The 23,997-nt window shown below is 50.5% G+C and carries 23 protein-coding genes and 1 tRNA gene; 16 read left to right on the top strand and 8 right to left on the bottom strand.

Annotation, left to right across the window (positions count from 1 at the left end):
• The first annotated feature begins 6 nt into the window (after window positions 1–6).
• The 8 genes from trxA to H8709_RS05180 all read left to right on the top strand — a co-directional run bounded on the left by trxA (window position 7) and on the right by H8709_RS05180 (window position 8,436).
• Complete coding sequence (gene trxA / locus H8709_RS05215) at window positions 7–318, top strand: thioredoxin (RefSeq protein WP_262397305.1); 312 nt, start codon at window positions 7–9, stop codon at window positions 316–318.
• Between the two features lie 27 nt (window positions 319–345).
• A complete protein-coding gene (locus H8709_RS05210) occupies window positions 346–735 on the top strand; it encodes a desulfoferrodoxin family protein (protein WP_262397304.1) in 390 nt (129 codons plus the stop codon).
• A gap of 511 nt (window positions 736–1,246) precedes the next feature.
• Window positions 1,247–3,871: a valine--tRNA ligase gene (locus tag H8709_RS05205; protein ID WP_262397303.1), complete on the top strand. Its 2,625-nt coding sequence runs from the start codon at window positions 1,247–1,249 to the stop codon at window positions 3,869–3,871.
• Window positions 3,872–3,920: 49 nt separating this feature from the next.
• Entirely contained in the window at window positions 3,921–5,210 is a 1,290-nt protein-coding gene (locus H8709_RS05200; RefSeq protein ID WP_262397302.1) for a bifunctional folylpolyglutamate synthase/dihydrofolate synthase, read from the top strand.
• 404 nt (window positions 5,211–5,614) lie between these two features.
• Window positions 5,615–5,926, top strand: coding sequence for an anti-sigma factor antagonist (locus H8709_RS05195; protein WP_262397301.1), 312 nt, complete (start codon window positions 5,615–5,617; stop codon window positions 5,924–5,926).
• Window positions 5,927–5,942: 16 nt separating this feature from the next.
• Window positions 5,943–6,380: an anti-sigma F factor gene (gene spoIIAB / locus H8709_RS05190; protein WP_262397300.1), complete on the top strand. Its 438-nt coding sequence runs from the start codon at window positions 5,943–5,945 to the stop codon at window positions 6,378–6,380.
• 33 nt (window positions 6,381–6,413) lie between these two features.
• The gene (locus tag H8709_RS05185) at window positions 6,414–7,082 is read left to right on the top strand and encodes a sigma-70 family RNA polymerase sigma factor (RefSeq protein WP_392391659.1); all 669 of its coding nucleotides are present in this window, start codon (window positions 6,414–6,416) and stop codon (window positions 7,080–7,082) included.
• A 277-nt stretch (window positions 7,083–7,359) separates the two neighbouring features.
• Window positions 7,360–8,436, top strand: a complete 1,077-nt coding sequence (locus tag H8709_RS05180) for a 6-phosphofructokinase (protein WP_262397298.1) — start codon at window positions 7,360–7,362, stop codon at window positions 8,434–8,436.
• Between the two features lie 295 nt (window positions 8,437–8,731).
• Here the strand turns inward: H8709_RS05180 and H8709_RS05175 are convergent, their stop codons facing one another.
• Window positions 8,732–9,355, bottom strand: coding sequence for a stage II sporulation protein M (locus H8709_RS05175; RefSeq protein WP_262397297.1), 624 nt, complete (start codon window positions 9,353–9,355; stop codon window positions 8,732–8,734).
• 220 nt (window positions 9,356–9,575) lie between these two features.
• Here H8709_RS05175 and H8709_RS05170 point away from each other — a divergent pair, with 220 nt between their 5' ends.
• The 6 genes from H8709_RS05170 to H8709_RS05145 all read left to right on the top strand — a co-directional run bounded on the left by H8709_RS05170 (window position 9,576) and on the right by H8709_RS05145 (window position 14,017).
• Complete coding sequence (locus H8709_RS05170; RefSeq protein WP_262397296.1) at window positions 9,576–10,196, top strand: flavin reductase; 621 nt, start codon at window positions 9,576–9,578, stop codon at window positions 10,194–10,196.
• A gap of 170 nt (window positions 10,197–10,366) precedes the next feature.
• Window positions 10,367–10,453 (top strand) — tRNA-Leu (locus H8709_RS05165).
• Between the two features lie 465 nt (window positions 10,454–10,918).
• Window positions 10,919–11,605, top strand: coding sequence for a winged helix-turn-helix domain-containing protein (locus H8709_RS05160; protein WP_262397295.1), 687 nt, complete (start codon window positions 10,919–10,921; stop codon window positions 11,603–11,605).
• 209 nt (window positions 11,606–11,814) lie between these two features.
• Window positions 11,815–12,267, top strand: coding sequence for a hypothetical protein (locus H8709_RS05155; RefSeq protein ID WP_262397294.1), 453 nt, complete (start codon window positions 11,815–11,817; stop codon window positions 12,265–12,267).
• Between the two features lie 38 nt (window positions 12,268–12,305).
• Window positions 12,306–12,986, top strand: a complete 681-nt coding sequence (locus H8709_RS05150; RefSeq protein WP_262397293.1) for a sensor histidine kinase — start codon at window positions 12,306–12,308, stop codon at window positions 12,984–12,986.
• A complete protein-coding gene (locus H8709_RS05145) occupies window positions 12,983–14,017 on the top strand; it encodes a response regulator (RefSeq protein WP_262397292.1) in 1,035 nt (344 codons plus the stop codon). The genes H8709_RS05150 and H8709_RS05145 overlap by 4 nt, the downstream gene beginning before the upstream one ends.
• A 388-nt stretch (window positions 14,018–14,405) precedes the next feature.
• Here the strand turns inward: H8709_RS05145 and H8709_RS05140 are convergent, their stop codons facing one another.
• Genes H8709_RS05140 through H8709_RS05110 form a run of 7 tightly spaced genes read right to left on the bottom strand, consistent with a single transcriptional unit; the run spans window position 14,406 to window position 21,274 of the window.
• Window positions 14,406–14,990 (bottom strand): ANTAR domain-containing response regulator, encoded by a 585-nt coding sequence (locus H8709_RS05140; protein WP_262397291.1) that lies wholly within the window; start codon window positions 14,988–14,990, stop codon window positions 14,406–14,408.
• A gap of 30 nt (window positions 14,991–15,020) precedes the next feature.
• Window positions 15,021–16,238, bottom strand: coding sequence for a glutamine synthetase family protein (locus H8709_RS05135; RefSeq protein WP_262397290.1), 1,218 nt, complete (start codon window positions 16,236–16,238; stop codon window positions 15,021–15,023).
• A 17-nt stretch (window positions 16,239–16,255) separates the two neighbouring features.
• Window positions 16,256–16,975 (bottom strand): GltB/FmdC/FwdC-like GXGXG domain-containing protein, encoded by a 720-nt coding sequence (locus H8709_RS05130; protein WP_262397289.1) that lies wholly within the window; start codon window positions 16,973–16,975, stop codon window positions 16,256–16,258.
• A 4-nt stretch (window positions 16,976–16,979) separates the two neighbouring features.
• Window positions 16,980–18,227, bottom strand: coding sequence for an NAD(P)/FAD-dependent oxidoreductase (locus H8709_RS05125; RefSeq protein ID WP_262397288.1), 1,248 nt, complete (start codon window positions 18,225–18,227; stop codon window positions 16,980–16,982).
• Window positions 18,228–18,231: 4 nt separating this feature from the next.
• On the bottom strand, window positions 18,232–18,660 hold the full coding sequence (locus H8709_RS05120; RefSeq protein ID WP_262397287.1) for a 4Fe-4S dicluster domain-containing protein: 429 nt from the start codon (window positions 18,658–18,660) through the stop codon (window positions 18,232–18,234).
• An 11-nt stretch (window positions 18,661–18,671) separates the two neighbouring features.
• Window positions 18,672–20,177 (bottom strand): glutamate synthase-related protein, encoded by a 1,506-nt coding sequence (locus tag H8709_RS05115; RefSeq protein ID WP_262397286.1) that lies wholly within the window; start codon window positions 20,175–20,177, stop codon window positions 18,672–18,674.
• Window positions 20,177–21,274: a class II glutamine amidotransferase gene (locus H8709_RS05110; RefSeq protein ID WP_262397285.1), complete on the bottom strand. Its 1,098-nt coding sequence runs from the start codon at window positions 21,272–21,274 to the stop codon at window positions 20,177–20,179. Before H8709_RS05110 ends, H8709_RS05115 begins: the two co-directional genes overlap by 1 nt.
• Window positions 21,275–21,645: 371 nt before the next feature.
• Here H8709_RS05110 and H8709_RS05105 point away from each other — a divergent pair, with 371 nt between their 5' ends.
• Window positions 21,646–21,822, top strand: coding sequence for a hypothetical protein (locus H8709_RS05105; RefSeq protein WP_262397284.1), 177 nt, complete (start codon window positions 21,646–21,648; stop codon window positions 21,820–21,822).
• 72 nt (window positions 21,823–21,894) lie between these two features.
• Window positions 21,895–23,991, top strand: a complete 2,097-nt coding sequence (locus tag H8709_RS05100) for a glutamine synthetase III family protein (protein ID WP_262397283.1) — start codon at window positions 21,895–21,897, stop codon at window positions 23,989–23,991.
• Window positions 23,992–23,997: the final 6 nt, after the last annotated feature.

The raw sequence follows: 23,997 nt of genomic DNA, 5'->3' as shown, positions 1-23,997 counted from the left end.
GGAGCCATGAACGTACAGACCTTTACCAAAGAAAATTTTGAAAAAGAAGTCCTCCATTCCCAGAAGACGGTGCTCGTCGATTTCTGGGCCCCCTGGTGCGGACCCTGCCGGATGGTGGGACCCATCATCGACGAGGTGGCCGGTGAAGTCGGGGAGCGGGTCAAGGTGGGCAAAGTCAATGTAGACGATGAGCCTGAGCTTGCCGCCCGCTACGGCGTGATGAGCATCCCCACCCTTTTAGTCCTGCGGGACGGGAAGGTCGTTAAAAACGCGGTGGGCGCGCAAAGTAAGGCACAAATCATGGATATGTTGTCCTAAAGCGAGAAAACGAAAGGAGAGACAAACATGGCACAACACGATCAGAAGTTTTTCATCTGCAAGCACTGCGGCAACCTGGTGGGTATGATTCACAACGCCGGGGTTCCCATCATCTGCTGCGGGGAGCCCATGCAGGAGCTCGAGGCCAATTCCACCGAGGCGGCGGGGGAGAAGCACCTGCCGGTGGTCAAGGTGGAAGGGGACAAGGTCTCGGTGGATGTGGGCAGCACCCATCATCCCATGAGCGAGGAACACTCCATCCAGTGGATTTACCTGGAGACCAAGCACGGCGGCCAGCGCAAGGGCCTTAGCCATGACGCGGCGCCCCAGGCCGAGTTTACGGTGGTGGACGACAAACCTGTTTCCGTCTATGCCTATTGCAACCTCCACGGCCTGTGGAGAACCATGGTAAAATAAACGGACGAGCCGGCGGGCGGAGGGAGTTTCCTCCGCCCGCTTTTTTCTGACGGCGCCTGCCGGTGCGGGGCACCTGCCGGTGCGGGATACCGCGCTGCGGCCTGTACGAGACCGCAACGCGAGTGACGCGGCAGTGTTGCGGAAGAAATCAAGGGCGCGTCATCCTGTCCCGGTAGGGACCGCCGGTGCGGGATACCGCGCTGCGGCGCGTACGAGACTGTAACGCGGGTGACGCGGCAGTGTTGTGAATAGAACCTGAATCGCGTTATCCCCACCGGTAGGTGTTTTTTTACTTGACACAGGATGAGGAGTAAGGGATAATATAACTTAGTGTTTTTTCTCGCAAGAGGGCGTGGATTCGTCAGAAAAGCGGTCCGTTGCGGAATGAAAAACAGCAGAGGCCCGATGAGTGCGGGCCGGTGCGGGCACGACCCTGCGCATCCGGAGAGGACGCGCGTTTTTATAAGGGGAAGCCGGTTTTCCGGCGAGTAAATGGGAGGGAATCATCAACATGGCAAAGGAACTGAGCAAAGTGTATGATCCCAAGCAGGTGGAGGACAAAACCTACGCCTTTTGGCTTGACGGCGGGTATTTTCACGCCGAGGTGGATCACGACAAGAAACCATATACCATCGTCATCCCGCCGCCCAACATCACCGGCGTCCTCCACATGGGACATGCCCTGGACGAGACGCTCCAGGACATCCTCATCCGCTACCGCCGGATGCAGGGCTATTCCACCCTCTGGATGCCGGGCACCGACCACGCTTCCATCGCCACCGAGGCCAAGATCGTGGAGGCCATGAAAAAAGAGGGCATCACCAAGGAGGACCTGGGCCGGGAAGGATTCCTGGAGCGGGCCTGGGAATGGAAGAAACAGTACGGCGGCACCATCGTCGAACAGCTTAAAAAGCTGGGCTCCTCCTGCGACTGGGAGCGGGAACGCTTCACCCTGGACGAGGGCTGCTCGGAAGCGGTGAAAACCGTATTTGTTAAGCTCTATGAAAAGGGGCTCATCTACCAGGGCGAGCGCATCATCAACTGGTGTCCCCACTGTCTGACTTCCATCTCGGACGCCGAGGTGGAATATGAGGAGCAGGCGGGTCACTTCTGGCACCTGCGCTACCCCATTGTGGGTACCGACGACTATGTGGAGCTTGCCACCACCCGGCCGGAAACCATGCTGGGCGATACCGCCGTGGCGGTCCATCCCGACGACGAACGGTATCAGCACCTGGTGGGCAAGATGGTGAAACTGCCGCTGACCGATAGAGAAATCCCCATTGTGGCCGACAGCTACGTGGAGATGGATTTCGGTACCGGCGTAGTCAAGATCACCCCGGCCCACGACCCCAACGACTTCGAAGTGGGGCTCAGACACAGCCTGCCCGTCATCAATATCATGAACGACGACGCCACCATGAATGAAAACGCCGGCGAGTACGCGGGGCTCGACCGCTATGAGGCGAGAAAGCGGATCGTCAAGGCCCTCGACGAGCAGGGGTTCCTCGTGCGGGTGGAGGACCACGCCCACAACGTGGGCTCCTGCTACCGCTGCCACACCACGGTGGAGCCGAGAGTCTCCAAGCAGTGGTTTGTTAAAATGGAACCGCTGGCCAAGCCCGCCATCGAGGCGGTCAAGGAGGGCAAGACCAAGTTCGTGCCCGAGCGTTTTGACAAGATTTATTATCACTGGATGGAGAACATCAAGGATTGGTGTATCTCCCGTCAGCTTTGGTGGGGACACCGGATTCCCGCCTGGTACTGCGACGACTGCGGGGAGACCGTGGTCGCCATGGAGGCGCCTAAGGTCTGCCCCAAATGCGGCAGCGCCCACCTGACCCAGGACCCGGACACCCTGGACACCTGGTTTAGTTCCGCCCTGTGGCCCTTCTCCACCCTGGGCTGGCCCGAGGAAACGGAGGAACTCAAATACTTCTATCCCACCGACACCTTGGTCACCGGCTACGACATCATCTTCTTCTGGGTGGCCCGGATGATTTTCTCGGGACTGGAGCACATGGGGGAGGTCCCCTTTAAGACTGTCCTCATCCATGGCCTCATCCGCGACGCCCAGGGGCGCAAGATGAGCAAATCCCTGGGCAACGGCATCGACCCGCTCAAGGTGATCGACGAGTACGGCGCGGACGCCCTGCGCTTTACGTTGGCCACCGGCAACAGCCCCGGCAACGACATGCGCTTCTCCGACGAGAAGGTCAGCGCCAGCCGCAACTTTGCCAATAAGCTGTGGAACGCCTCCCGATTCATCCTCATGAACCTGAGCGATGAGATCACAAAGCCGGAGCTCCCGAAAGAGCTTGGCATCGAGGACAAATGGGTCCTTTCGATCTATAACCATCTGGTGAAAGAGGTCACCGATAATCTGGATAAATTCGAGCTTGGCATCGCGGTCCAGAAGCTCTATGATTTTGTCTGGGACATCTTCTGCGACTGGTATATCGAGCTGACCAAAACCCGGCTTCAGGCGGGCGGGGAGACGGCGCTCGGCGCTCAAAAGGTCTTGGTCTACGTCATGAACGGGATTCTGAAGCTGCTGCATCCGTTCATGCCCTTCATCACCGAGGAGATCTGGCAGGCCCTGCCCCACGAGGGGGAGAGCATCATGGTTGCTCCCTGGCCGGTGTACGAAGAGTCCCTTAACTTCGAGAAAGAGGAGCAGGACTTTCAGAAGATCATGGACATGATCCGCGCCATCCGCAACTGCCGCGCCCAGATGAACGTGCCGCCCAAGAAGAAGGCCCGGGTCTTCATCGAGACGAAATTCGTGGACATCTTCACCCAGGGCAAGCTGTTTATGGAGCGGCTGGCCTCCGCCTCCGACGTGGAAGTGGCCGAGTCCTTCCAGGTGGAGGGCGCCGTGCAGGTCATCACCGACGCCGCCCGCGCGCTCATCCCCATGGATGAGCTGGTGGACAAGGAGAAGGAGAAGGCGAGACTGAGTAAGGAAAAGGCCTCCTGCGAAAAGGAGATTGCCATGAACGAGCAGAAGCTCCAAAACCAGAACTTTGTCTCCAAAGCGCCGGAACAGGTGGTCAACCAGATTCGTCAGAAGCTGGAAAAATCCAAAGAGCGCCTTGCAAAGATCGAAGAAAGCCTGCAGGCTTTGGAAAAATAAAAGCGACAGGCCGGTTACTGAACCGGCCTGTTTTTTCTAAGGAGAAACCATGACGACTTATCAGGAAACACTGGACCACATCCACTCTCTGCTCCGGTTTGGCTCCCGGCCGGGGTTGGAGAGAATCCGCACCCTGTTAAAAAGGCTGGGCAATCCCCAGGAGAAGCTCAAATTCGTCCACGTGGCCGGAACCAACGGCAAGGGTTCCACCACCTGCATGATTGCCGCGGCCTTACAGCGGGCGGGATACCGGACGGGACTCTATATCTCCCCCTATGTGGTGGAGTTTAGGGAGCGGATGCAGATAAACGGGGCCATGATCACGGAGGAGGAGCTGTGCGCCCTCATGGACCGGGTGCGGCCCCAGATCGAGGAGATGGCCGCCCGGGATGAAATCATCACCGAGTTTGAAGCCATCACGGCGGCGGCTTTCCTCTGGTATTATGAGCGGGGCTGCGACATCGTCTGCCTGGAAGTGGGGCTGGGCGGCCGCTTTGACGCCACCAATGTCATCGGCGTCCCGGAAGCGTCGGTGATCTGCTCCATCAGCCTCGACCACACCGACGTGCTGGGGGACACCCTCGCCCAGATCGCCATGGAAAAGTGCGGCATCATCAAACCCGGCGGCGTCACCGTCTGCTACCCCCTCCAGGAGCCGGAGGCCCTGGCGGTCATCATGGAGCACGCCGCAAAGCGGGGTAACCCGCTCATCATGGGGAATTTCGCCGGGGCGGACATCGGGGAAGAGACCATGCTGGGCTCTCGGTTTCGCTACCGGGGGCTGGCGCTTCGACTGCGGATGGCGGGACGCCACCAGATCGCCAACGCCGTCACTGCCGTGGAGACCCTCCTGGCCCTGCGGGAGAGAGGGTACGCCGTCCCGGACGCCGCCATCGTGGAGGGACTTGCGTCGGTGCGGTTCCCGGCCCGGATGGAGGTACTCTGCGAGCGCCCCCTCATCGTCCTGGACGGGGCCCATAACCTGTCCGGTATGCAGGCGCTGGAAAAGGTCATGGCGTCCCTGGACCACAAAGACATCCGGGTCATCATGGGGATGCTTTCCGACAAGGATTATCGGGCCTCGGTGGCGCTCATCGCCCCGTATTGCCGGCGTTTGGCCACCATCCGCCCGGAAAACGGCCGGGCCCTCGATCCGGCGGTGCTGGCAGAGCTTGCTCGGGTCTATGTCCCCGAGACGGCGGCCTTTGAGGATTACGACGCCGCGATTGCCTATGCCATGGAGGGAATGGGGGAGGAGGACGTCCTGTTCATCTGCGGTTCCCTCTACCTTGCGACCTCCATGCGGGAAAAGATGACAGCCCTCCTGCAAAAACGCTAAAAGAACATCGGAACCGCGCACCGGCTTCGACCAATATTTTAGGAGAAATCCGATACCATAGAGACATATGGTATCGGATTTCGCGCGCCTCCGGCACCTCCCGGTGCGGGATGCCGCGCTGTGGTGAGGTGGAAGCCTGAACGCGAGTGCCGCGGCGGCAATGACTCGAACAAGCCTAGAACGCGTCGTCCCCCGCCGGCAGGCGCGGGCGGCAAGCTGCCGCAGGCGATTCGCGCTGTGGCACGGCGGTGTTGCGAACAGGCCGAGGCCGCGGCACCTTCCGGTGCGGGATGCCGCGTTGCGGTGAGTTGGAAGCCTGAACGCGAGTGCCGCGGCAATGACTCGAACAAGCCTAGAACGTGTCAACCTCGTCGGTAGGCGCGGAAGAAGGGAAGGAAGAAAAAATGTTGAGAATTGAAACGGCGCAGGAACTGATGATGGTGTTCCTCATCGGGGAAATCGACCATCATTCGGCCAAGGCCATGCGGGAGGAGATCGACACGGTGGCGGAGCGGGTGCGTCCGGGCACCCTGATTCTAGATTTTTCCGACGTCAGTTTTATGGATAGCTCCGGCATCGGACTGGTCATGGGCCGGGTGCGGCTGATGAAGTCCTTTGGCGGGGAGGTCAAAATCCAGGGGGCCAAGGGGAACATCCGCAAGGTGATGCAGATCGCGGGACTGCACCGTGTGGCTCGGATGGACGACGAACAATAGAGGAGGAGAGCGAAGGATGAACATCATCAATGAAATGAGACTGAAAATTCCCAGCAAATCCGTCAACGAAGGCTTCGCCCGGTCGGCGGTGGCGTCCTTTGCGGCGCAGCTGGATCCAACGGTGGCGGAAATCGCCGACATCAAGACGGCGGTAAGCGAGGCGGTGACCAACTGCATCGTCCACGCCTACGCCGGGGAAATCGGCATGATCACCCTGGAAGCGCGCATTTTAGAGGGCGGCGTATTCATGGTGAAGATTCGGGATCGGGGCTGCGGTATCGCGGACGTCAAGCAGGCCATGGAGCCCCTCTTCACGACAGCCCAAGGGGACGAGCGGGCGGGACTGGGATTCTCCGTCATGGAGTCGTTTATGGACAAGGTCACGGTCCGTTCCACCCTGGGAAAAGGGACCATTGTCACTCTGACCAAGAAGATCGAGCAAAGGGCCAGATGAGCCTCTACATAATCTTGGACAGGGGGCATGAATTTGAAAACTCAGGAAACTTCCCGGGAACAGGTGATTGAAAATAATCTGGGCCTGGTTCATTCCTGCGCCCATCGCTTCAAAGGGCGGGGCATCGAGTACGACGACCTATTCCAGGCCGGTTGTATGGGACTCATCAAAGCGGCCGACGCCTTCGACACCGAGCGTGGCGTCAAGTTTTCCACCTACGCGGTGCCGGTCATCCTGGGGGAGATGAAGCGCCTCTTCCGGGACGGCGGCAGCGTCAAGGTGGGGCGCACCCTCAAGGAGCTCTCCCTCAAATGCGTCAGGACCCGGGAGCAGATGGCCATCCGGCTGGGGCGGGAGCCCACCGTCAACGAGCTGGCGGAAAATTTGCAAGTGGATGTGTCCGCCGTGGTGGAGGCCGTGGGAGCCGCCCAGCCCCCCATCTCGCTGACCGAAAACGACGACGAGGGGGGCGGACAGTTCGACATCCCCGTTTCCTCCCACGAGGAAAATGTGGCTGATCTGCTCTCTCTGCGGGAGGTGATTACCACCCTCGACGAGCGGGACCGAAGGCTGATTGTCATGCGCTACTTCGGCGGTAAGACCCAGACCGAGGTGGCCAAGGTGCTGGGAATGACCCAGGTGCAGGTCTCCCGGCGGGAAAAGAAGATTTTGGGCTGCTTAAGAGAGCAGCTCACCGGGTAAAGCGCCCGCGGATGATTCGTTTCCGCGGGCGCTTTTTCGCTTTGGGGCATTGGGGTTGCAACGGAGCGATAGACTTTCGGCTCCCGCGTCTTTCTGGATGGTTTAGAGCGGGCGGGAAGGGGCACAATGAAAAAGGAGGATTTCCCGGCCCAAAGGGAGTTTTTCGGTTGCCTTTCGCCGCGGTATCCCTTATACTGAAAACAAGAGGATATTCCGGCCCACGGCCTGACCGCTCAGCGGTTACCGGGAGAGTTTGGAAAGAGAAAGGATGGATTCCATGAAAAAGATAGGAATGCTGACAAGCGGCGGAGACTGCCAGGGACTCAACGCGGCGCTGCGGGGCGTGGCCAAAGCCTTGTATCATGAGCTGGGAAAGGACGTAGAGATCTACGGCATCCGGGACGGATACCGGGGGCTGATTGAGGGGGACTGCCAGCTGATGAAGCCGTCGGATTTCTCCGGCATACTCATCCGGGGCGGCACCATCCTGGGCACCTCCCGCCAGCCCTTCAAGCTCATGCAGGTGCCGGACGAAAACAATGTCCAGAAACTAGACAAGATGAAGGAAACCTGCCGGAAGATGAAGTTTGACTGCTTGGTCATTCTGGGCGGCAACGGCACCCACAAGACCGCCAACCTCCTCAGCCAGGAGGGCATCAACGTGGTCACCTTGCCCAAGACCATCGACAACGACCTGTGGGGCACCGACGCTACCTTCGGCTTCCAGAGCGCGGTCAACATCGCCACCAATGTGGTCGACTGCATCCACACCACCGCTACCTCCCACGGCCGTGTCTTCATCGTGGAGATCATGGGCCATAAGGTGGGATGGCTCACCCTCTACGCGGGCATCGCGGGCGGCGCCGACGTCATCCTGATTCCCGAGATTCCGTACAGTGTGGATAAGGTGGCCAAGGTGATCAAGGACCGCAACCAATCGGGCAAGCGCTTCTCCATCCTGGCGGTGGCCGAAGGGGCCAAGTCGGTGGAGGAGGCCAAGATGAGCAAAAAGGAGTTTAAGGCCGCCCGGGCCCAGATGCTCGAGCCCTCCATTTCCTACCGCCTGGCCCGGGAGCTGGGAGAGAAGACCGGCCAGGAAATCCGGGTCACGATTCCCGGACATTTCCAGCGGGGCGGCAGTCCCTGCGCCTATGACCGGGTGCTCTCCACCCGCTTGGGTACGGCGGCGGCCCAGCTCATCAAAGACGGCAACTTCGGTAATATGGTGGCCCTCAAGGACGGCAAAATCGTCCCAGTGCCCTTAACCGAGGTGGCCGGAAAGCTCAAAATGGTGCCGAAAGACAGCGAGATCGTCCAGTCGGCCCGGGATTTGGGTATCAGCATGGGAGACTAAAGAGAATAAAAAGGCGGGAGGCCCAAGGGTCTCCCGCCTTTTTTGCGGAGTGGCGGCCAGCGGGGATGCCGCGCCTTGCTTTTCTTGACAGATTGCCGTGTGCTCCGCATTTGCGGTTTCGATGCAGCATAGTCGCCCACCCTGCGCTTATGGGTCCGTTGGTGGCATGCCGTATTCCCTGCGATTGCGATGCCGGCGCGGCACGCATGGAGCATGCACCAAAAAAGCAGCCGTTTATAACGGCTGCTTTTGACGCGGATACATAGCTGTGTTTCTCCCGCGTGGGGCGGGGACGCTAGAGGGTCAGCTCCATGAGCAGGGGAGTGACAAAGGCTTCCATCAGCGCCGCCACCAGCAGCAGGGGGAGCACCACGCACAGGAAAAAGCGGAGGATGGAGAGAAAGACGCCGCCGAAAGAAGAGAGCTCGCTTCTACCGATGAGCTTTTTGACAAGCTCCTTGCACAGATAGATGCCCAGCGCCGCCGCCAGGCAGAGGGCGGGAATTTCAAAGATGCCGTGGGGCAAAAGACCCATTGTCAGGGAGGCGGGACTGAGCCCTATATTGAGGGAGGCGCCCGCCGCAATGCCGACAATGGCCGCGTTAAAGGCAAGAATCCAGCCGGGCAGGAAGAGGAAGGGGAGAAGTCCCACCGCCGTCATGAGCAGGCTGGCCCGGGCATTATTAAAAAATAGGGAGAGGAAGGAGATGCCGCCGGTCGAGGTATAGATGTTCTTGGAGGCAAACATCTCAGAGAGTTCATTCATCAGGTTCTGGGATAGCTCCGGCTGAAAATAGAAGACGAGAAAGACGGCGAAAAAACAAAGTAGAAATCCTATGAGGCAAAACCAAAAGATTTTAGAGAGTTCCTTACGGAAAAATTGGGCGGGGCCCAGGGAATGGCCGCTGGAAACAGACATCGAAGCTCCTCCTTTATGAGAAAATGGGGAAGGCAATTCTTCCTGTCCCCCATTATGCCCCCTTTGGCGGGGGAAATCAAGGGGAGGCCGGCGCTTTCTCAGAATTGGACGGTTGGGAAAAACAGTGTAATTATTTAGGATAAAATCTTGACAGATTCAGGCGGATAGAGTATGATAACAATAAACAGTAATGATTATTAATATTATTTGGAGGAAGTTTATGGACAGCATGGCATTACAAAAGATCGGCTGCGGACTCTATCTCATCTCCACCACGCTGGACGGCCAAGACTGTGGTTGTGTGGCCAACACCTTAATGCAGGTTACCGCCTCCCCGGTCAAGCTGGCGATCACGCTGAACAAAGAGAACTGCACCGAGCAGATGATGGAAAAATCCGGCGTCTTCGCCGCGGTGGCCCTCTCGGAGGAGGCGGACATGGATCTCATCGGGGAGTTCGGTTTTAAGAAAAGCTGCGAGGTGAACAAATTCAGAAAGTTCCCCCATCGCCGGGACGAGGCCCAGGTCCCCTATGTGACGGCCATGGCCAGCGCCCGCATGAGCTGTAAAATTGTGGACCGTCTGGATCTGGGAACCCATGTGATGTTCATCGGCGAGCTGACAGAGGCGGAGGTCCTCTCTCCGGAGGCCCCCATGACTTATGGGTATTATCATGAAGTCAAAAAGGGAACCACCCCCAAGAATGCGCCTTCCTACCGGGAAGAGTCGGGGAAGGGGTATCAGTGTTCCATCTGCGGCTATCATCTGGAATCGGACATCATCCCCGAGGGGTTCGTCTGTCCCATCTGCGGTATGGGCCCCGACAAATTGGTGAAGCTTTAGACGCCCTCCGTAGAGGAGAAAATCAACGAATGGGAAAGCAAACCGGACGAACCCCTCCGTGTGAAATGGCGCTGGGGGACGTCCGGTTTTGTTAATGTGTTTCTTTTTTTCTTCACACCCCTTGATTCTGGTGGGCAATTTTTGTATAATAAGAAAGCTGACATACATAAGCCGGTGTGATGGAATTGGCAGACGTGCTGGACTCAAAATCCAGTCCTGGCAACAGGGTGCGGGTTCGACCCCCGCCACCGGCACCATGAAGGGTTGACAAAAAAGATGTCAACCCTTTTTTCTTAGCTTTCATGCGGGTTTGCGGGCTTTTTGGATCGAAATCCGAAAACGGTTTTACCGTGGATGCCCAACAGCTACGCAGATAAACCCGCCAAAGCGGGGTCTCCGCCTGATTTTTCAGGTCGGAGGCCTCGTTTTTTTGCGTTTTACGGCCTTTTCCCCCGCCCACGGATGTGTAGAAGATTTCGGCAAACAAGTAGATAGATTGACGAATACCTCCAAAGGCACTTTCAGGCCTCAAAATGCACGGGAAAAGCGTGCCTTTTTTTAAGACACTACCTGCATCAAACTGCCCATTAAAGTATCATGCGCAACCGAATAAAGCATCTTGATTGTCACTTAATGTAACCGGCGTTCTTTAATAGACTGAGAGCCGGTCCTACCAGCTGGCGTTCCTAAAAAAGACGGGTATCCGCCACTGGAGGACAGAAATGGAAAAAGACAATGTATTGAGTGAGCTGATTTATGAGTACTATGAATCGCGTATTTGTTTTGGTATTTACAAATACGGCGATCAACTGAAGTCGGTGTCGCAGCTCTGTGCTTCATTTGGATTAGCCCGGAATACAGTTCAGGCCGCTTTAAATAAGCTGGAAGAAAAAGGATACATAAAAACAGAACAGCGAAGAATGGCGAGGGTTATTTATCAAGGGAACCCCAAAATGTTCAAGGAAAATGCCGTGAAGTATTTTGTCCCCAGAAGTGATGGGCTTCGGGATATTAATCAATGGGGACCATTTCTGTTTTCTCCGGTCTGGGAGAAGGGGATAAAGAAAATTGAGCTGAGTCCGCCAGACAGCATGCACGGGAAGCGGGACCTGATGATGTTTGAAGCGACAAAGCTATATGATGATGCGCTTAATACATTAAATAACAGACTGATGAGCAGCCTTTATTGGCAGCTCTTGCGATATTTAAATTATTTTTATCCGGATGAAGAATATGGACCAGACAATTGCCTGGAGGATGGGCGTTTCTCAATAGTGAAGGCCGATGAAATCAAGCAGAAGATGGATTCTTATTATAGCGGGGTCTACTCGAAAGTTGAAAATTTCGTTGATTCAATCTATAACAGATCATTTGGCTGCATTTGCGGGGCTGTGGCAGTCATTGATTGAGGACAGGCTGAATTTGTTTCGTTCCAAGATTCTGCTGTGGGACAGCCAGAAAGAAGAGTAGCTTGAGCAGCTGCGCTTACAAGCCGGACTCCGACTAGGATCACCTCCGAATGCTATGAAGCCACGTGCGATAGTGAAGAATCAAGTGTTATATAAAATTATGAGAGAATATGTAGTCTGGTACGATGAATAGAGACAAAAAAGCGCCATTGAAACTATCAAAGGTATCATTGCTCATCTGCATTGCCGCCTTTATCTTTTCTGGGATCAGCATTTCAATTTCTTATGGAATGAATAAAAATGCCCAGAGAATGTATGAACATCCATATACTGTATCAAACAACGCAAGGGCAATGCGCTCACGCTTATGGGACATGAAAAGTTTTTCCGGCATACTTCTGACACATGATTTCCAATCAAAAACGGATAAGGAATCCTTTTTCCGGGCGCGTTACGATATGCAGAATGAAGCGATCGACACGATTCGTGAACTGTATTTGGGGCCAGCCTCGGATGTGGACGCCCTCAGGAGCGCAATGGATACTCTGATCACAGTTCAGACAAAGGCGTGCAGCTATGCGGATGACCATTCGGCGGATGAGATCCAGAATTACATGGATATGAATGTATATCCTTCTATGACCAAGTCAGCGACTGCCTAACGACAATTATCAATTTTGCGGATGCCAAGATATATAGTTTGAAGGAACAGGTGCAGAGATCTGGGGTTACGGCAACAATCGTTTCTCTGATAATTGCATTTTCAACAATTGGGTTGACAATCCTGTCAAACAGGCAGGAGCGGCGTAATATAGAAATGCTGATCTCAAGGGAACATGAGCTGCAGGATGCCCTTTTTCTCGCACAGCAGTCAAGCAACGCCAAAAAGGATTTTCTTTCCCGCATGTCGCATGAGATCCGGACGCCTATGAACATCATTGTGGGTATGACCACAATTGCAGGAGCGAATCTGGAGGATAAGGACAGGGTAAAGGATTGCTTGTCCAAAATAGCATTTTCCTCAAAGCATCTGCTATCGCTGATCAATGACATTCTTGATATGTCAAAAATAGAGGAGGGAAAGCTCACCGCAAATAAAGAACCTTTTGAGCTGCCGCAGATGTTTGAAACGCTCGTTCCGGCGATCTACTCCCAGGCGGCTGCTAAGGGGAGTGCGTTTGAATGTAAATTCAATAGCATGGTATCAGACACTGTGATCGGGGACTCCCTCCGGATCAATCAGATTTTGCTCAATCTGCTCTCAAATGCAGTAAAATTCACCCCTGCAGGAGGTACCATACGCCTGAGCGTAAGTCAGGCGCCAGTGAAAAATGGGAAGACCAGGCTTACATTTAAAGTGGAGACAGCGGTATTGGCATGAGTGAAGAATTCCTGCAGCATCTTTTCACTCCGTTTGAGCAGGAAGACGGCACCGTATCCAGGAAATACGGCGGCACTGGGTTGGGCATGGCGATCACTAAGAATTTGGTCGGTATCCTGGGCGGTGTTATTTACGTAAAAAGCAAGCAGGGGGAAGGCACTGCTTTTACGGTGGAATTGCCGGTTGAAGTTCCCGAAGAAAAAGAAGAGCGGGAAAACAGCGATTTGGAAAATCTCAAGGTATTGGTAGTGGACGATGATGAGGGGGCCTGTACCCATGCGAGCATGCTGCTGAAAAGAATGGGGATTGATGCTGACTGGGTTCAGCACGGCAGTGTAGCTGTACAGATGGTATTAAGGGCCCATGAGGAATATCGCGATTATAATGTATGTCTTATAGACTGGAAAATGCCGGATATGGATGGTATAGAAGTAACCCGGCGAATCCGTGAGGAACTGGGGCCGGATATACTGGTTATTATCATCTCGGCATATGATTGGAGTGAAATCGAGCACGAGGCAAAAGCGGCTGGAGTGAACGCTTTTATTGCCAAGCCACTGTTCGAATCTACTTTCTACCAGGTTTTGTCATCTGTGATTTGTCAAGAAAGCGTTGTGAGGGAGGAATCCAAAGCCTCGGCTGTATTATTTAAGGGAAAGCGTTTTCTTTTGGTGGAGGATAATGAGCTGAACCAGGAAATCGCAGTGGAGATTCTAAAAGCGTCCGGCGCTGAAATCGAATGTGCAAGCGACGGAAAAGAGGCGGTTGACAAATTCAGTGCCTCCCCAAATGGTTATTACGACGTTATATTAATGGATATACAAATGCCGATCATGGATGGATACGAGGCAACCAGAGCCATACGATCGGTCGATCGTGAGGATGCAGATCATATACCAATTCTCGCAATGACAGCGAATGCTTTTCGCGAGGATGAGGCGGCGGCGCTGGCGACGGGAATGAACGGCCATATTGCGAAGCCTATTGAAGTGGATATGCTGTATAGGAAGATATTAGAACTGTTAGAGTAGCGATATTCCACCTTCACTAGGAGAAACAATCTTTCGTCAACAATTCCCAATTCTTCTTGCGCCAGGGGGAGAGGGCCGGAGGGCGGACCGAGTATGGAAATGTATACCGGATGGCACAGGAGTTATACAATATCTTTGCCCGCCCCAAAAACACAAATTACTACCTTGTCCTTACTTAATTGCTAATTTCATATATGTTTATCGAATAATATTACGGCATTGAATGTTAAATGAAGCATAAAAGTGCCCCCAAACAGGTCAATTGACTTGTTTGAGGGCATTTTTTAATTAGGCACACCCAGCGAGTCCCAAAATCGCTATGATGAGGACAAAGGCAATAGATGCTGTCTGTTTCATAAGAATTCCTCTTTTTTACCAATATATAATTTCAGGAATAAAGCTTTATAATATTTTCAGCAGCTTCCTTTTTTGGAATGCAGTTATCCATAGCATTCTTTTCTATGTAGTGATGTGCTTCCGGTTCCGTCATCTTCAGTTCGCTGATAAGTAAGCATTTTGCACGGTTCACGATGCGGATTTCTTCCATTCGTTCTTCAATAGAAGATGTTTTCTGTTCCATTTTTCTCAGTCGCTCTCTTGCACTGGACATCCAACTGAGTGCCTGCAGAAAAATGTTTCTGCTTGTTGGTTTGGAAAGTGTAAACACCCCATGTTCTGCGACTTTATCATGCACCTCTGCGTGAACATCAGAGCGAGAGAGGATCAGTACGACAGTTGTTTGCGATCGACAGCAATCAATAGCGAAACGAGTACCCGATTCATCCGGTAAAGGCGAGTTGACAATTACAAAATCAAATTCTCGTGCCGCAATATACCGCTTTGCTTCGCTGACATTGGTTGCTGTATGTACCGGCTGATATCCGGAAGAAGGGAGTAGTTCTCTGGTTGCCGCATTGAAACTTTCTGAAGCGGAAACGACAAGAACGCTGTATACACGCTCTTTCAAACTCATAAAATACCCTCTTCCATCTAATTTATTTGATTATAATGATTTGCTGCAATAAATATCCAAAACAGCAGTAGGGATATGTTCAGCGATAAATTTACTTTGTTTAGCAAGCAAACAGGCTTCATCCAAAGAATCGGGCAACTTCTGCAATTTAGAAATTAAATCTGCATTGGCTTTGAACAGATTCTGATCCACCACCTTTGGCATATCAAGTTTGTTCTCAATCCCATATAGTCCAGCATAAATGATTAAAGCAAAAGCAAGATAGGGATTGGATGTGGGGTCGGGAGACCGAAGTTCCGCTCGACGATATTCACCGTGTGCCGCAGGGATGCGGACAAGCTGACTTCTGTTTTCGCTGGACCAAGAAATATAGCGAGGAGCTCTATTGTGTCCGAAACGCATGTAGGATTCTTCTGTTGGATTGAGAAATGCTGTCATTTCCGATGCTTTTTCAAGAACTCCTGCGATCATGTGAGGCAAATTATCGCTTCCGTCTTTCGACTTAATTGACATATTGATATGGAAACCGTTGCCCGGATGATTTTCAAGCGGCTTAGGCGAAAAGTCAGCACAAAGTCCGTTGCGGCGAGCGACTGTTTTGACGATAGTTTGAAAGGTCATAACATTGTCTGCGGCGGTAAGCGGGTCAGAATATCGGAAGTCTATTTCGTTTTGTCCCGGTCCGCCTTCGTGATGAGAGCTTTCCGGACGAATACCCATTTGCTCTAAAGTTAAACAGATTTCCCGACGGATATTTTCTCCCTTGTCTTCGGGGGCTACATCCATATATCCTGCATCATCATAAGGAGTTTTTGTAGGCTTGCCGTTTTGGTCAAGTTCAAAGAGATAAAACTCCTGCTCTGCACCGAAGTAGAAAGAAACCCCTGCATCATCAGCGGCCTGCACTGCTTTCTTAAGTAAATAACGGGTATCACATTCATAGGGCTTTCCAGAGGGATATGTGACATCGCTGAACATCCTGACAACCTTACCATGCTCCGGGCGCCAAGGAAGTGCCATTAGGGTCTGACTATCCGGCTTGAGGAACAAATCCGAATGTGTTTCATCTCCGTAGCCTTCAATAGAAGATGCATCGAAAGCAATGCCGTATGCAAAGGCCCGATCCAGTTCCTCCGGCATAATAGATATATTTTTTTGCTTTCCGAACACATCGCAGAAAGTAAGTCTGATGAATTTTACATCATCCTCCTTGATATACTGCATGACCTCGTCCTTCGAATATTTCATAAGATGACCTCTTTTCTTTAATTTGCTACATACATCTGCTTGTATGGGTTCTTACTGTCGGGTGTGACGACAGTAAACTCTGAGCGCATTATTTCTTTTATATCGTAGCCGAATACCTTGCAGAATTCGGCGAGTTCTGATTGGATGCGTTCTATATCGTCATCGGTTGCAGATTTTATACAGACATTTTTGGGAAAAGTAATATGATCAGTGTTACCTCTGAGAATGATTTTTCCACCGTGCATTCCGGTACAGGGGAAATTGCCGACAATTCTACGCTCATTATTACTCAGTCCAAGAACTATAATGATACCTCCGGCTTGATATTCTCCAAGGAAACTACCTGCTTTTCCACCGATAATCATAACAGGTACCTTGTCCTTGTATGCTTTCATATGAATGCCGGCACGATAACCGGCATCCCCTTGAATATAAATTTTGCCGCCACGCATTGCATAGCCTGCGGCATCTCCGATATTGCCGTGAATGATGATTTTTCCATCATTCATAGTATCTCCTACGGCATCCTGGGCATTGCCATACACTTCAATAGTAGCACCGTCAAGATAAGCGCCAAGTGCATTGCCGGGGATTCCGTTAATTGTAATATGCTTGTCCTTCATACCCGCAGCGATGAAGCGCTGTCCACAGCATTCGGATATTGTTACATCCATATCAAATGAACGAACCTTTTGGTTCAGCGTTTTGTGGTCAAGACCTCTAACATTAAATAACATAATATTATACCACACCTCCAAACTTTTTTCTGCGGGTCTCAGAAGAAAATGCCATAAAGCTCGCGTTTTCTTTCAGCAAGTCAAAGTCAACGGTTTCAAGGGGCGTTTGCTCTCGAATCAAAGAGGTATAAATACCGCCTCGCTCCACCTTATCCACCAAAATATATCCTTTCAACAAGCCATCACGCACGAAGAATTTTTTACAGGATGTATCGTCTTTTTGCATATAGACTGTTCCGCCATCTTTTTCACCGATGAAACTGCCAGCTGTCATAATATGCAAGCCAAAAAAACCAATAGAATTCATAGGGATTGCATTGTCAAATATCTTAGTCCCACCTGCCATATTAACACCGGCGGTAAAGCCCTGCATATATGCGTTGGGGAGTAATGCAAGCACACGATTGCCACCCAAAGAAATATCAAATCCTTCTGTACAATCTCCTGCAGCATATACATTATCAAGGCTTGTTCGCATTTCATCGTTTACAACAATACCACGATTTACTTTTCCACCTATTTCCGCGACCAAAGTTGTGTTTGCTCTCACACCAACAGCGGTAACAAGAACATCAAAATCAATGACTTTTCCACTTTTCATAATGGCCTTGTCTCTATCGAATCGAGCCACACGATCCGACAGGCAAAAATCAACGCCTTGCATTTCGAGAAACTTCTGTACCATCGGGGCGGTGTCATCATCAAGAATGCTGGACAGAATTTTATCTGCAAGGTCGCACACCGTTATATTTTTTACTCGATTGTGCAAACCTTCCGCACATTTTAATCCGATCAGTCCCGCACCGATAATGAGAACCCTGGATTCCGGAGAAATTGCTTTTTCAAGAGCGAAGGTGTCATCCAATGTCATAAAGGAGAAACGGTTCTTCACACAGTTCAATCCATCAAAGGATGGAACAAAAGGAGATGAACCAGTAGCAACGCATAATTCAGAAAACGGAATCGTGCCGCCTTTTGACATTAAAACGCCTTTGTTTTCATCATCAATTTGGATGGCTGTTTCATTATAGAGAACCTCACATCCATATTTCTTGTAGAAGTCATCAGAGCGATATCCAATTTTATCAAGTGTCGTTTTTCCTTCAAGGTAATAGGAGATAAGAGGACGGCAGTACACAGTATGACTTTCTTTAGAAACGACAACAATATGGTTTTTTGTGTCAATACTGCGAATGCCCTCAATACATCCTGCGGCGGCTATACCATTGCCGATAATCACATACTGTTTCATATGCTCACCTCTCCTCATACACAATTGCTCTGTTGGGGCAGCCCTTAACACAGGCAGGCTCGCCACAGGCGTTTTCCAAGCACAGTTCACATTTTTGCGCTGTCCCGTTTTCAGAAACTGAAAGAGCTCCATAAGGACAAGCCATCATGCAGGAAAGACAACCCACACACTTTGTTTTATCGATGCAGACGCGTCCTTCGTCTATGTGTAAAGCGCCAGAAATACAGCACTTTACACACAACGGGTCATCGCAATGGCGGCAGGAAACAGCAAAACTGATTTTGTCTTTGCCGTTCACCGAGATTCTCGGAAAAAGTTTTTTGCCCTTGAGTGCTTTCACCATATCAGACAATCCAGAGTTGGCAAAGGCACAATTATATTCACACGAGTGGCAGCCAAGGCACCATTCTTCATTCACATATACTCGTTTCATACTATCACCCCTTATTCTCCGGCGTGAGATATGCCGAGAATCTCAAGTTCTTTGTCTGTTAGTCCGATACCACGAAGCATCAAACGGTTACCCCTTAATGCTTCGATGGAATTGATACCCATACCGCCCATTAGCTCCTTGATTTCATGACGCCAAGCATTCATTAAATTGACGAGGCGTTCACAACCTATTTCAGGATTGAGACGTTTTACAAGCTCGGGGCGCTGTGTGGCAATGCCCCAGTTGCACTTGCCACTCTGACAGGTGCGGCAAAGGTGGCAGCCAAGTGCAAGGAGAGCAGCGGTTGCAATATAGCAGGCATCCGCGCCCAGGGCGACTGCTTTTACTACATCTGCAGAACTGCGAATACTACCGCCAACAACAATAGAAACATTGTTTCGGATTCCCTCGTCACGGAGGCGTTTGTCTACGGATGCCAAAGCAAGCTCAATCGGAATCCCCACATTATCACGGATTCTTGTAGGGGCTGCTCCCGTGCCGCCACGGAAACCATCAATGGCGATAATATCCGCACCGCTTCGAGCAATACCGCTTGCAATGGCGGAAATGTTATGTACGGCAGCAACCTTGACAATAATAGGCTTCTTGTATTCAGTTGCTTCTTTCAAAGAATAAACAAGCTGCCGTAAATCCTCAATCGAGTAAATATCATGATGTGGTGCTGGGGAGATGGCATCCGAGCCTTCGGGAATCATACGTGTACGGGAAACATCCCCAACAATTTTAGTGCCGGGAAGATGTCCTCCGATACCGGGTTTTGCTCCTTGTCCTATCTTGATTTCAACAGCGGCACCGGCTTCCAGATAATCCTTGTGAACACCAAAACGACCGGATGCAACCTGTACGATTGTGTTTTCACCATAACAATAAAAATCTTCGTGCAGACCACCTTCGCCGGTGTTATAGAGAACCCCAAGCTGCCTGGCTGCGGTTGCCAATGATTGATGGGCGTTATAGCTGATAGATCCGTAGCTCATGGCAGAGAACATAACCGGCATAGAGAGCTCAAGTTGTGGTTCGAATTTGCAAATGATCTGTCCATTTTCATCCTTCTCAATCTGCGATGGTTTTTTACCAAGAAAAACTCTGGTTTCCATAGGCTCTCTAAGAGGGTCGATGGAGGGATTCGTCACCTGTGATGCGTTTATAAGGATTTTATCCCAATATACCGGCAAAGGCTTTGGATTACCCATAGAGGAAAGCAATACACCACCGCTGCCCGCTTGTTTATAGATCTCTTTGATGGTATCATCCTGCCAGTTGGCGTTTTCACGGAGTCGGCAATCACTTTTAATAATTTTCAATGCTCGTGTTGGGCAGAGCGCAACGCACCGCTGACAGTTTACACATTTGGTCTCATCAGAGAGCATAATCTTGTTATCTTCATCATAGGAATGAACCTCGTTCGCACATTGTCGTTCACATACACGGCAAGCAATGCAGCGATGATCATTCCTTATTACTTCAAACTCAGGATAAATAAATTCTACGCCCATTAGTACGCACCGTCCTTTACCTTAACAATTACTGTTTCGCCGCCTGCCGGAGAGACCATATTCTCTACATTTGGTTCCATCATACGGATAGCAGCTTCTTCACTTGCAATAAATACCTTGTCATTCTTTTCGCCAACTACCATAGAACGAAGTTTCAAACGATCATTGAGTGCCATAAGCCCGCCGTTAAAACCAAACACAATGGAAAAGGGACCGGTAATCAAAAGGCTCGAAAAAACAGTACGGAGATATTTCAATTTTTCTTTTTCTGAAATATCCGTCTTTGCCGCAATGGTACTCCAAAAGGGCGCAGCAATAACGCTTGCGGCTTCATTTAAGGAAAGCTTTTGTACTCGGAGCAGATAGTCCATAATGTAGGTGATAACCTCGGTATCGGTTTGAAGGGTACATTTATAGCCGAACATCTCGATAAAACGGCGGTTGGCATCGTAAGAGGATATTTCACCGTTATGTACAACCGAATAATCAAGTAAAGTGAAAGGATGCGCACCGCCCCACCAACCGGGCGTGTTCGTGGGGTATCTGCCGTGAGCTGTCCAGGAATATGCTTCATATTCATCTAATTTATAGAACACACCAACATCTTCGGGAAATCCGACTGCTTTAAATGTTCCCATATTCTTTCCGCTTGAAAACACATAGGCACCGTGCATTTCGGTGTTGATTTTCATGACTGAGCGTGCCACATATTCTTTTTCATCAAGCTGAAGATTTACAAGCATAGAACGAAGCGGAGCTACAAAGTATCGCCATATAATGGGTTCATCGGTAATGGCCGGAATTTTCCTTGTGGGAATGATTTCGGATTTAACAATTTCAAAGTACTCCTTTAAGAATACCTCACAGTTCTTGCGGGAAGTTCTATCATGAAAGAACATATGCAAAGCATAGAATTCCTTATATTCCGGATAAATACCGTACGCAGCAAAACCTCCGCCAAGTCCATTGGAACGGTCGTGCATCGGTTTCATTGATTCAATAATCTTTTCTCCGGTCATTTTGTTTCCGTTTTTGGAAATCACTGCGGCAATAGCGCAACCGGAGGGGATGCGTACTTGACCTTCAATATTACTCATAACGCTTGCCTTCCTTTCTAGTTCTCAAAAAACAAAAAACAAAGGCGCTCATTTTAGTTAGGAAACTTATCCTATCCTAAAATGAACGCCTTTGCCCATTTGCGTATTTATTTTATACCGCTTTTTTACATTTGTCAATAGAAACGCGAGTGGGATTGCAAGATTAAAAATAAATCTTGCAAAATTAGGTTGACAAGACCGATTTGTCGTGGTAGAATACTTGGTGTTGAAGGCAAGGGCGTCTTCGAGATTCATTTCTCGGAGTCGCTCTCTTTTTTATTAAATTAAATGATAACGAGAAGGCAAAGGCGTCTTTAAGTGGTTTTATACCCTTAAAGGCGCCTTTTTTGTTTTCAAAAGGAGGCTGTAAGATGTCAAATGTTGATGAAAGCATGAAACGAGTCATCAGAGAAATCCCCGTAGAACCGGAGTTCCACAATTTGAATGCGGCTGCCAAGAAGTACGATGTGGTACATAACGATGTTGCAGGTTTTGAAAAAGTCGTTGATGTCACGACCGCGCAGGTAACGTTTCATCTAAATATGTAAAGGCAAAGGCGTCTGACAAATCTTTCGTGGGTACGGTGTCTTTGCCTTTAGATTTTGAAAGGAGAAACTACAATGAGTACAGTAACAGAAATTTTCGGAAGGAAGGTTTTCGATGACAGAGTAATGAAAGCAACTCTATCGGCGAAGGTATATAACTCTCTCAAGAAAACGATTGACGAGGGAGAGAATTTGGATATCAGCGTGGCAAATGCTGTGGCTGCAGCGATGAAGGATTGGGCAGTAGAAAACGGTGCAACCCATTATACGCACTGGTTTCAGCCTCTTACGGGGATTACCGCTGAAAAGCATGACAGCTTTATTTCCCCCTCACCCGATGGCGGTGTGATTATGGAGTTTTCGGGTAAAGAACTGATTAAAGGCGAGCCGGATGCTTCCTCTTTTCCGTCGGGCGGCCTTCGTGCAACCTTCGAAGCAAGAGGTTATACCGCTTGGGACCCCACCTCTTATGCATTCATTAAAGGCAAAACACTTTGTATTCCTACGGCGTTCTGTTCTTATGGCGGTGAAGCTCTGGACAAGAAGACTCCGCTGCTTCGTTCTATGGAGGCTCTGAACAAGCAGGCTATGCGTATTATTCGCTTGTTTGGTGATAACACCGTTAAATGTGTGAAGACCTCGGTAGGTCCTGAGCAGGAATATTTCCTTGTGGACAGAGAGATGTACAACAAGCGACAAGATTTGGTTTTTACCGGAAGAACCCTGTTTGGTGCAAAGTCTCCCAAGGGGCAGGAATTGGACGACCATTATTTTGGTGTTATCAAGCCCCGTGTAGAAGCCTTTATGGATGATTTGAATCATGAATTATGGGAGCTTGGTATTCTTGCGAAAACCGAGCACAATGAAGTTGCTCCTGCACAGCATGAACTTGCGCCAATTTATACGACAACCAATGTAGCGACGGATCATAACCAGCTGACGATGGAAATTATGCAGAAGGTAGCTACAAAACACGGCCTTGTCTGCCTTCTCCACGAAAAGCCCTTTGCAGGCGTCAACGGAAGCGGAAAGCATAATAACTGGTCAATTACTACCGATACCGGTATAAATCTGCTTGCTCCCGGCAAAACGCCTTGCGAAAACGCACAGTTTCTTTTGTTCCTCTGTGCTGTTATTAAAGCAGTGGATGATTATCAGGATTTGCTTCGTATCTCCGTTGCTACGGCTGGCAATGACCACCGCTTAGGAGCAAACGAAGCGCCTCCCGCAGTGGTTTCTATGTTCCTTGGTGATGAACTGAATGCCATTTTGGAAGCAATTGAAACCAATACGCCATATAGCGATGTAGGCAAACAGGTTATGAAACTTGGCGTAAGTGTGCTTCCGCAATTCACGAAGGATACCACAGACCGCAACCGTACCTCGCCTTTTGCTTTCACAGGAAACAAATTTGAGTTCCGTATGCTTGGCTCCTCCAACAGTATTGCCTGTGCAAACATTATGCTGAATACGGCAGTTGCTGAATCTCTCAAGATTTACGCAGACCGTTTGGAAAAAGCAGAGAACTTTGAAACGGCGCTTCATGAGATGATTCGTAAAACCATAAAGGACCATAAGAGAATCATCTTCAATGGCAACGGCTATGACGATGCCTGGATTAAAGAAGCTACTGAAAAGAGAGGCCTTTGCAATTATCGTACCACAGCAGATTGTCTTCCTCATCTTCTCGACAAGAAGAATGTGGATATGTTAACCTCCCACAAGGTTTTCACAGAAGCGGAACTCAAGTCACGTATGGAGATTACCCTTGAAAACTATTGTAAGGCTGTTCTTATTGAAGGAAATACCATGGTAAGCATGGCAAGAAGTGAAATCGCTCCGGCTGTGGAAACCTTTGTAAAGGAAATTGCCAAGACAGCAGCACTCAAGAAGGCCGTCTCGGATGATATTTCCTGTGTCTATGAGAGCAATTTGCTCAAAAAGCTCTCTGTACTGACAGAGCGTATTTCTATTGCGACAGACGAACTCGAAAGTGCAATTGCTCAGGTAGGACAGTGCGACAATATCGTTACAGAATCCGCTGCAATCCGAGATGTTCTTATCAATAAGATGGGAGAATTGCGTGTTGCATGTGATGAAGCAGAAGTATTGACCTCCAAAAAGTATTGGCCGTTCCCAACTTATGGAGATCTGCTGTTTGGTGTCAGATAAATAGAA

The sequence above is a fragment of the Zongyangia hominis genome, assembly GCF_014385095.1.
Taxonomy (GTDB): Bacteria; Bacillota; Clostridia; order Oscillospirales; family Ruminococcaceae; genus Zongyangia; species Zongyangia hominis.
Note: the sequence above shows the minus strand (reverse complement) of the source record. Positions and strands in the feature narration are given on the sequence as shown.

Coding starts and splice junctions, on each gene's coding strand:
- trxA (WP_262397305.1), top strand. CDS start 7: ATGAACGTACAGACCTTTACCAAAGAAAATTTTGAAAAAGAAGTCCTC.
- H8709_RS05210 (WP_262397304.1), top strand. CDS start 346: ATGGCACAACACGATCAGAAGTTTTTCATCTGCAAGCACTGCGGCAAC.
- H8709_RS05205 (WP_262397303.1), top strand. CDS start 1,247: ATGGCAAAGGAACTGAGCAAAGTGTATGATCCCAAGCAGGTGGAGGAC.
- H8709_RS05200 (WP_262397302.1), top strand. CDS start 3,921: ATGACGACTTATCAGGAAACACTGGACCACATCCACTCTCTGCTCCGG.
- H8709_RS05195 (WP_262397301.1), top strand. CDS start 5,615: ATGTTGAGAATTGAAACGGCGCAGGAACTGATGATGGTGTTCCTCATC.
- spoIIAB (WP_262397300.1), top strand. CDS start 5,943: ATGAACATCATCAATGAAATGAGACTGAAAATTCCCAGCAAATCCGTC.
- H8709_RS05180 (WP_262397298.1), top strand. CDS start 7,360: ATGAAAAAGATAGGAATGCTGACAAGCGGCGGAGACTGCCAGGGACTC.
- H8709_RS05175 (WP_262397297.1), bottom strand. CDS start 9,355: ATGTCTGTTTCCAGCGGCCATTCCCTGGGCCCCGCCCAATTTTTCCGT.
- H8709_RS05170 (WP_262397296.1), top strand. CDS start 9,576: ATGGACAGCATGGCATTACAAAAGATCGGCTGCGGACTCTATCTCATC.
- H8709_RS05160 (WP_262397295.1), top strand. CDS start 10,919: ATGGAAAAAGACAATGTATTGAGTGAGCTGATTTATGAGTACTATGAA.
- H8709_RS05145 (WP_262397292.1), top strand. CDS start 12,983: ATGAGTGAAGAATTCCTGCAGCATCTTTTCACTCCGTTTGAGCAGGAA.
- H8709_RS05140 (WP_262397291.1), bottom strand. CDS start 14,990: ATGAGTTTGAAAGAGCGTGTATACAGCGTTCTTGTCGTTTCCGCTTCA.
- H8709_RS05135 (WP_262397290.1), bottom strand. CDS start 16,238: ATGAAATATTCGAAGGACGAGGTCATGCAGTATATCAAGGAGGATGAT.
- H8709_RS05130 (WP_262397289.1), bottom strand. CDS start 16,975: ATGTTATTTAATGTTAGAGGTCTTGACCACAAAACGCTGAACCAAAAG.
- H8709_RS05125 (WP_262397288.1), bottom strand. CDS start 18,227: ATGAAACAGTATGTGATTATCGGCAATGGTATAGCCGCCGCAGGATGT.
- H8709_RS05120 (WP_262397287.1), bottom strand. CDS start 18,660: ATGAAACGAGTATATGTGAATGAAGAATGGTGCCTTGGCTGCCACTCG.
- H8709_RS05115 (WP_262397286.1), bottom strand. CDS start 20,177: ATGGGCGTAGAATTTATTTATCCTGAGTTTGAAGTAATAAGGAATGAT.
- H8709_RS05110 (WP_262397285.1), bottom strand. CDS start 21,274: ATGAGTAATATTGAAGGTCAAGTACGCATCCCCTCCGGTTGCGCTATT.
- H8709_RS05105 (WP_262397284.1), top strand. CDS start 21,646: ATGTCAAATGTTGATGAAAGCATGAAACGAGTCATCAGAGAAATCCCC.
- H8709_RS05100 (WP_262397283.1), top strand. CDS start 21,895: ATGAGTACAGTAACAGAAATTTTCGGAAGGAAGGTTTTCGATGACAGA.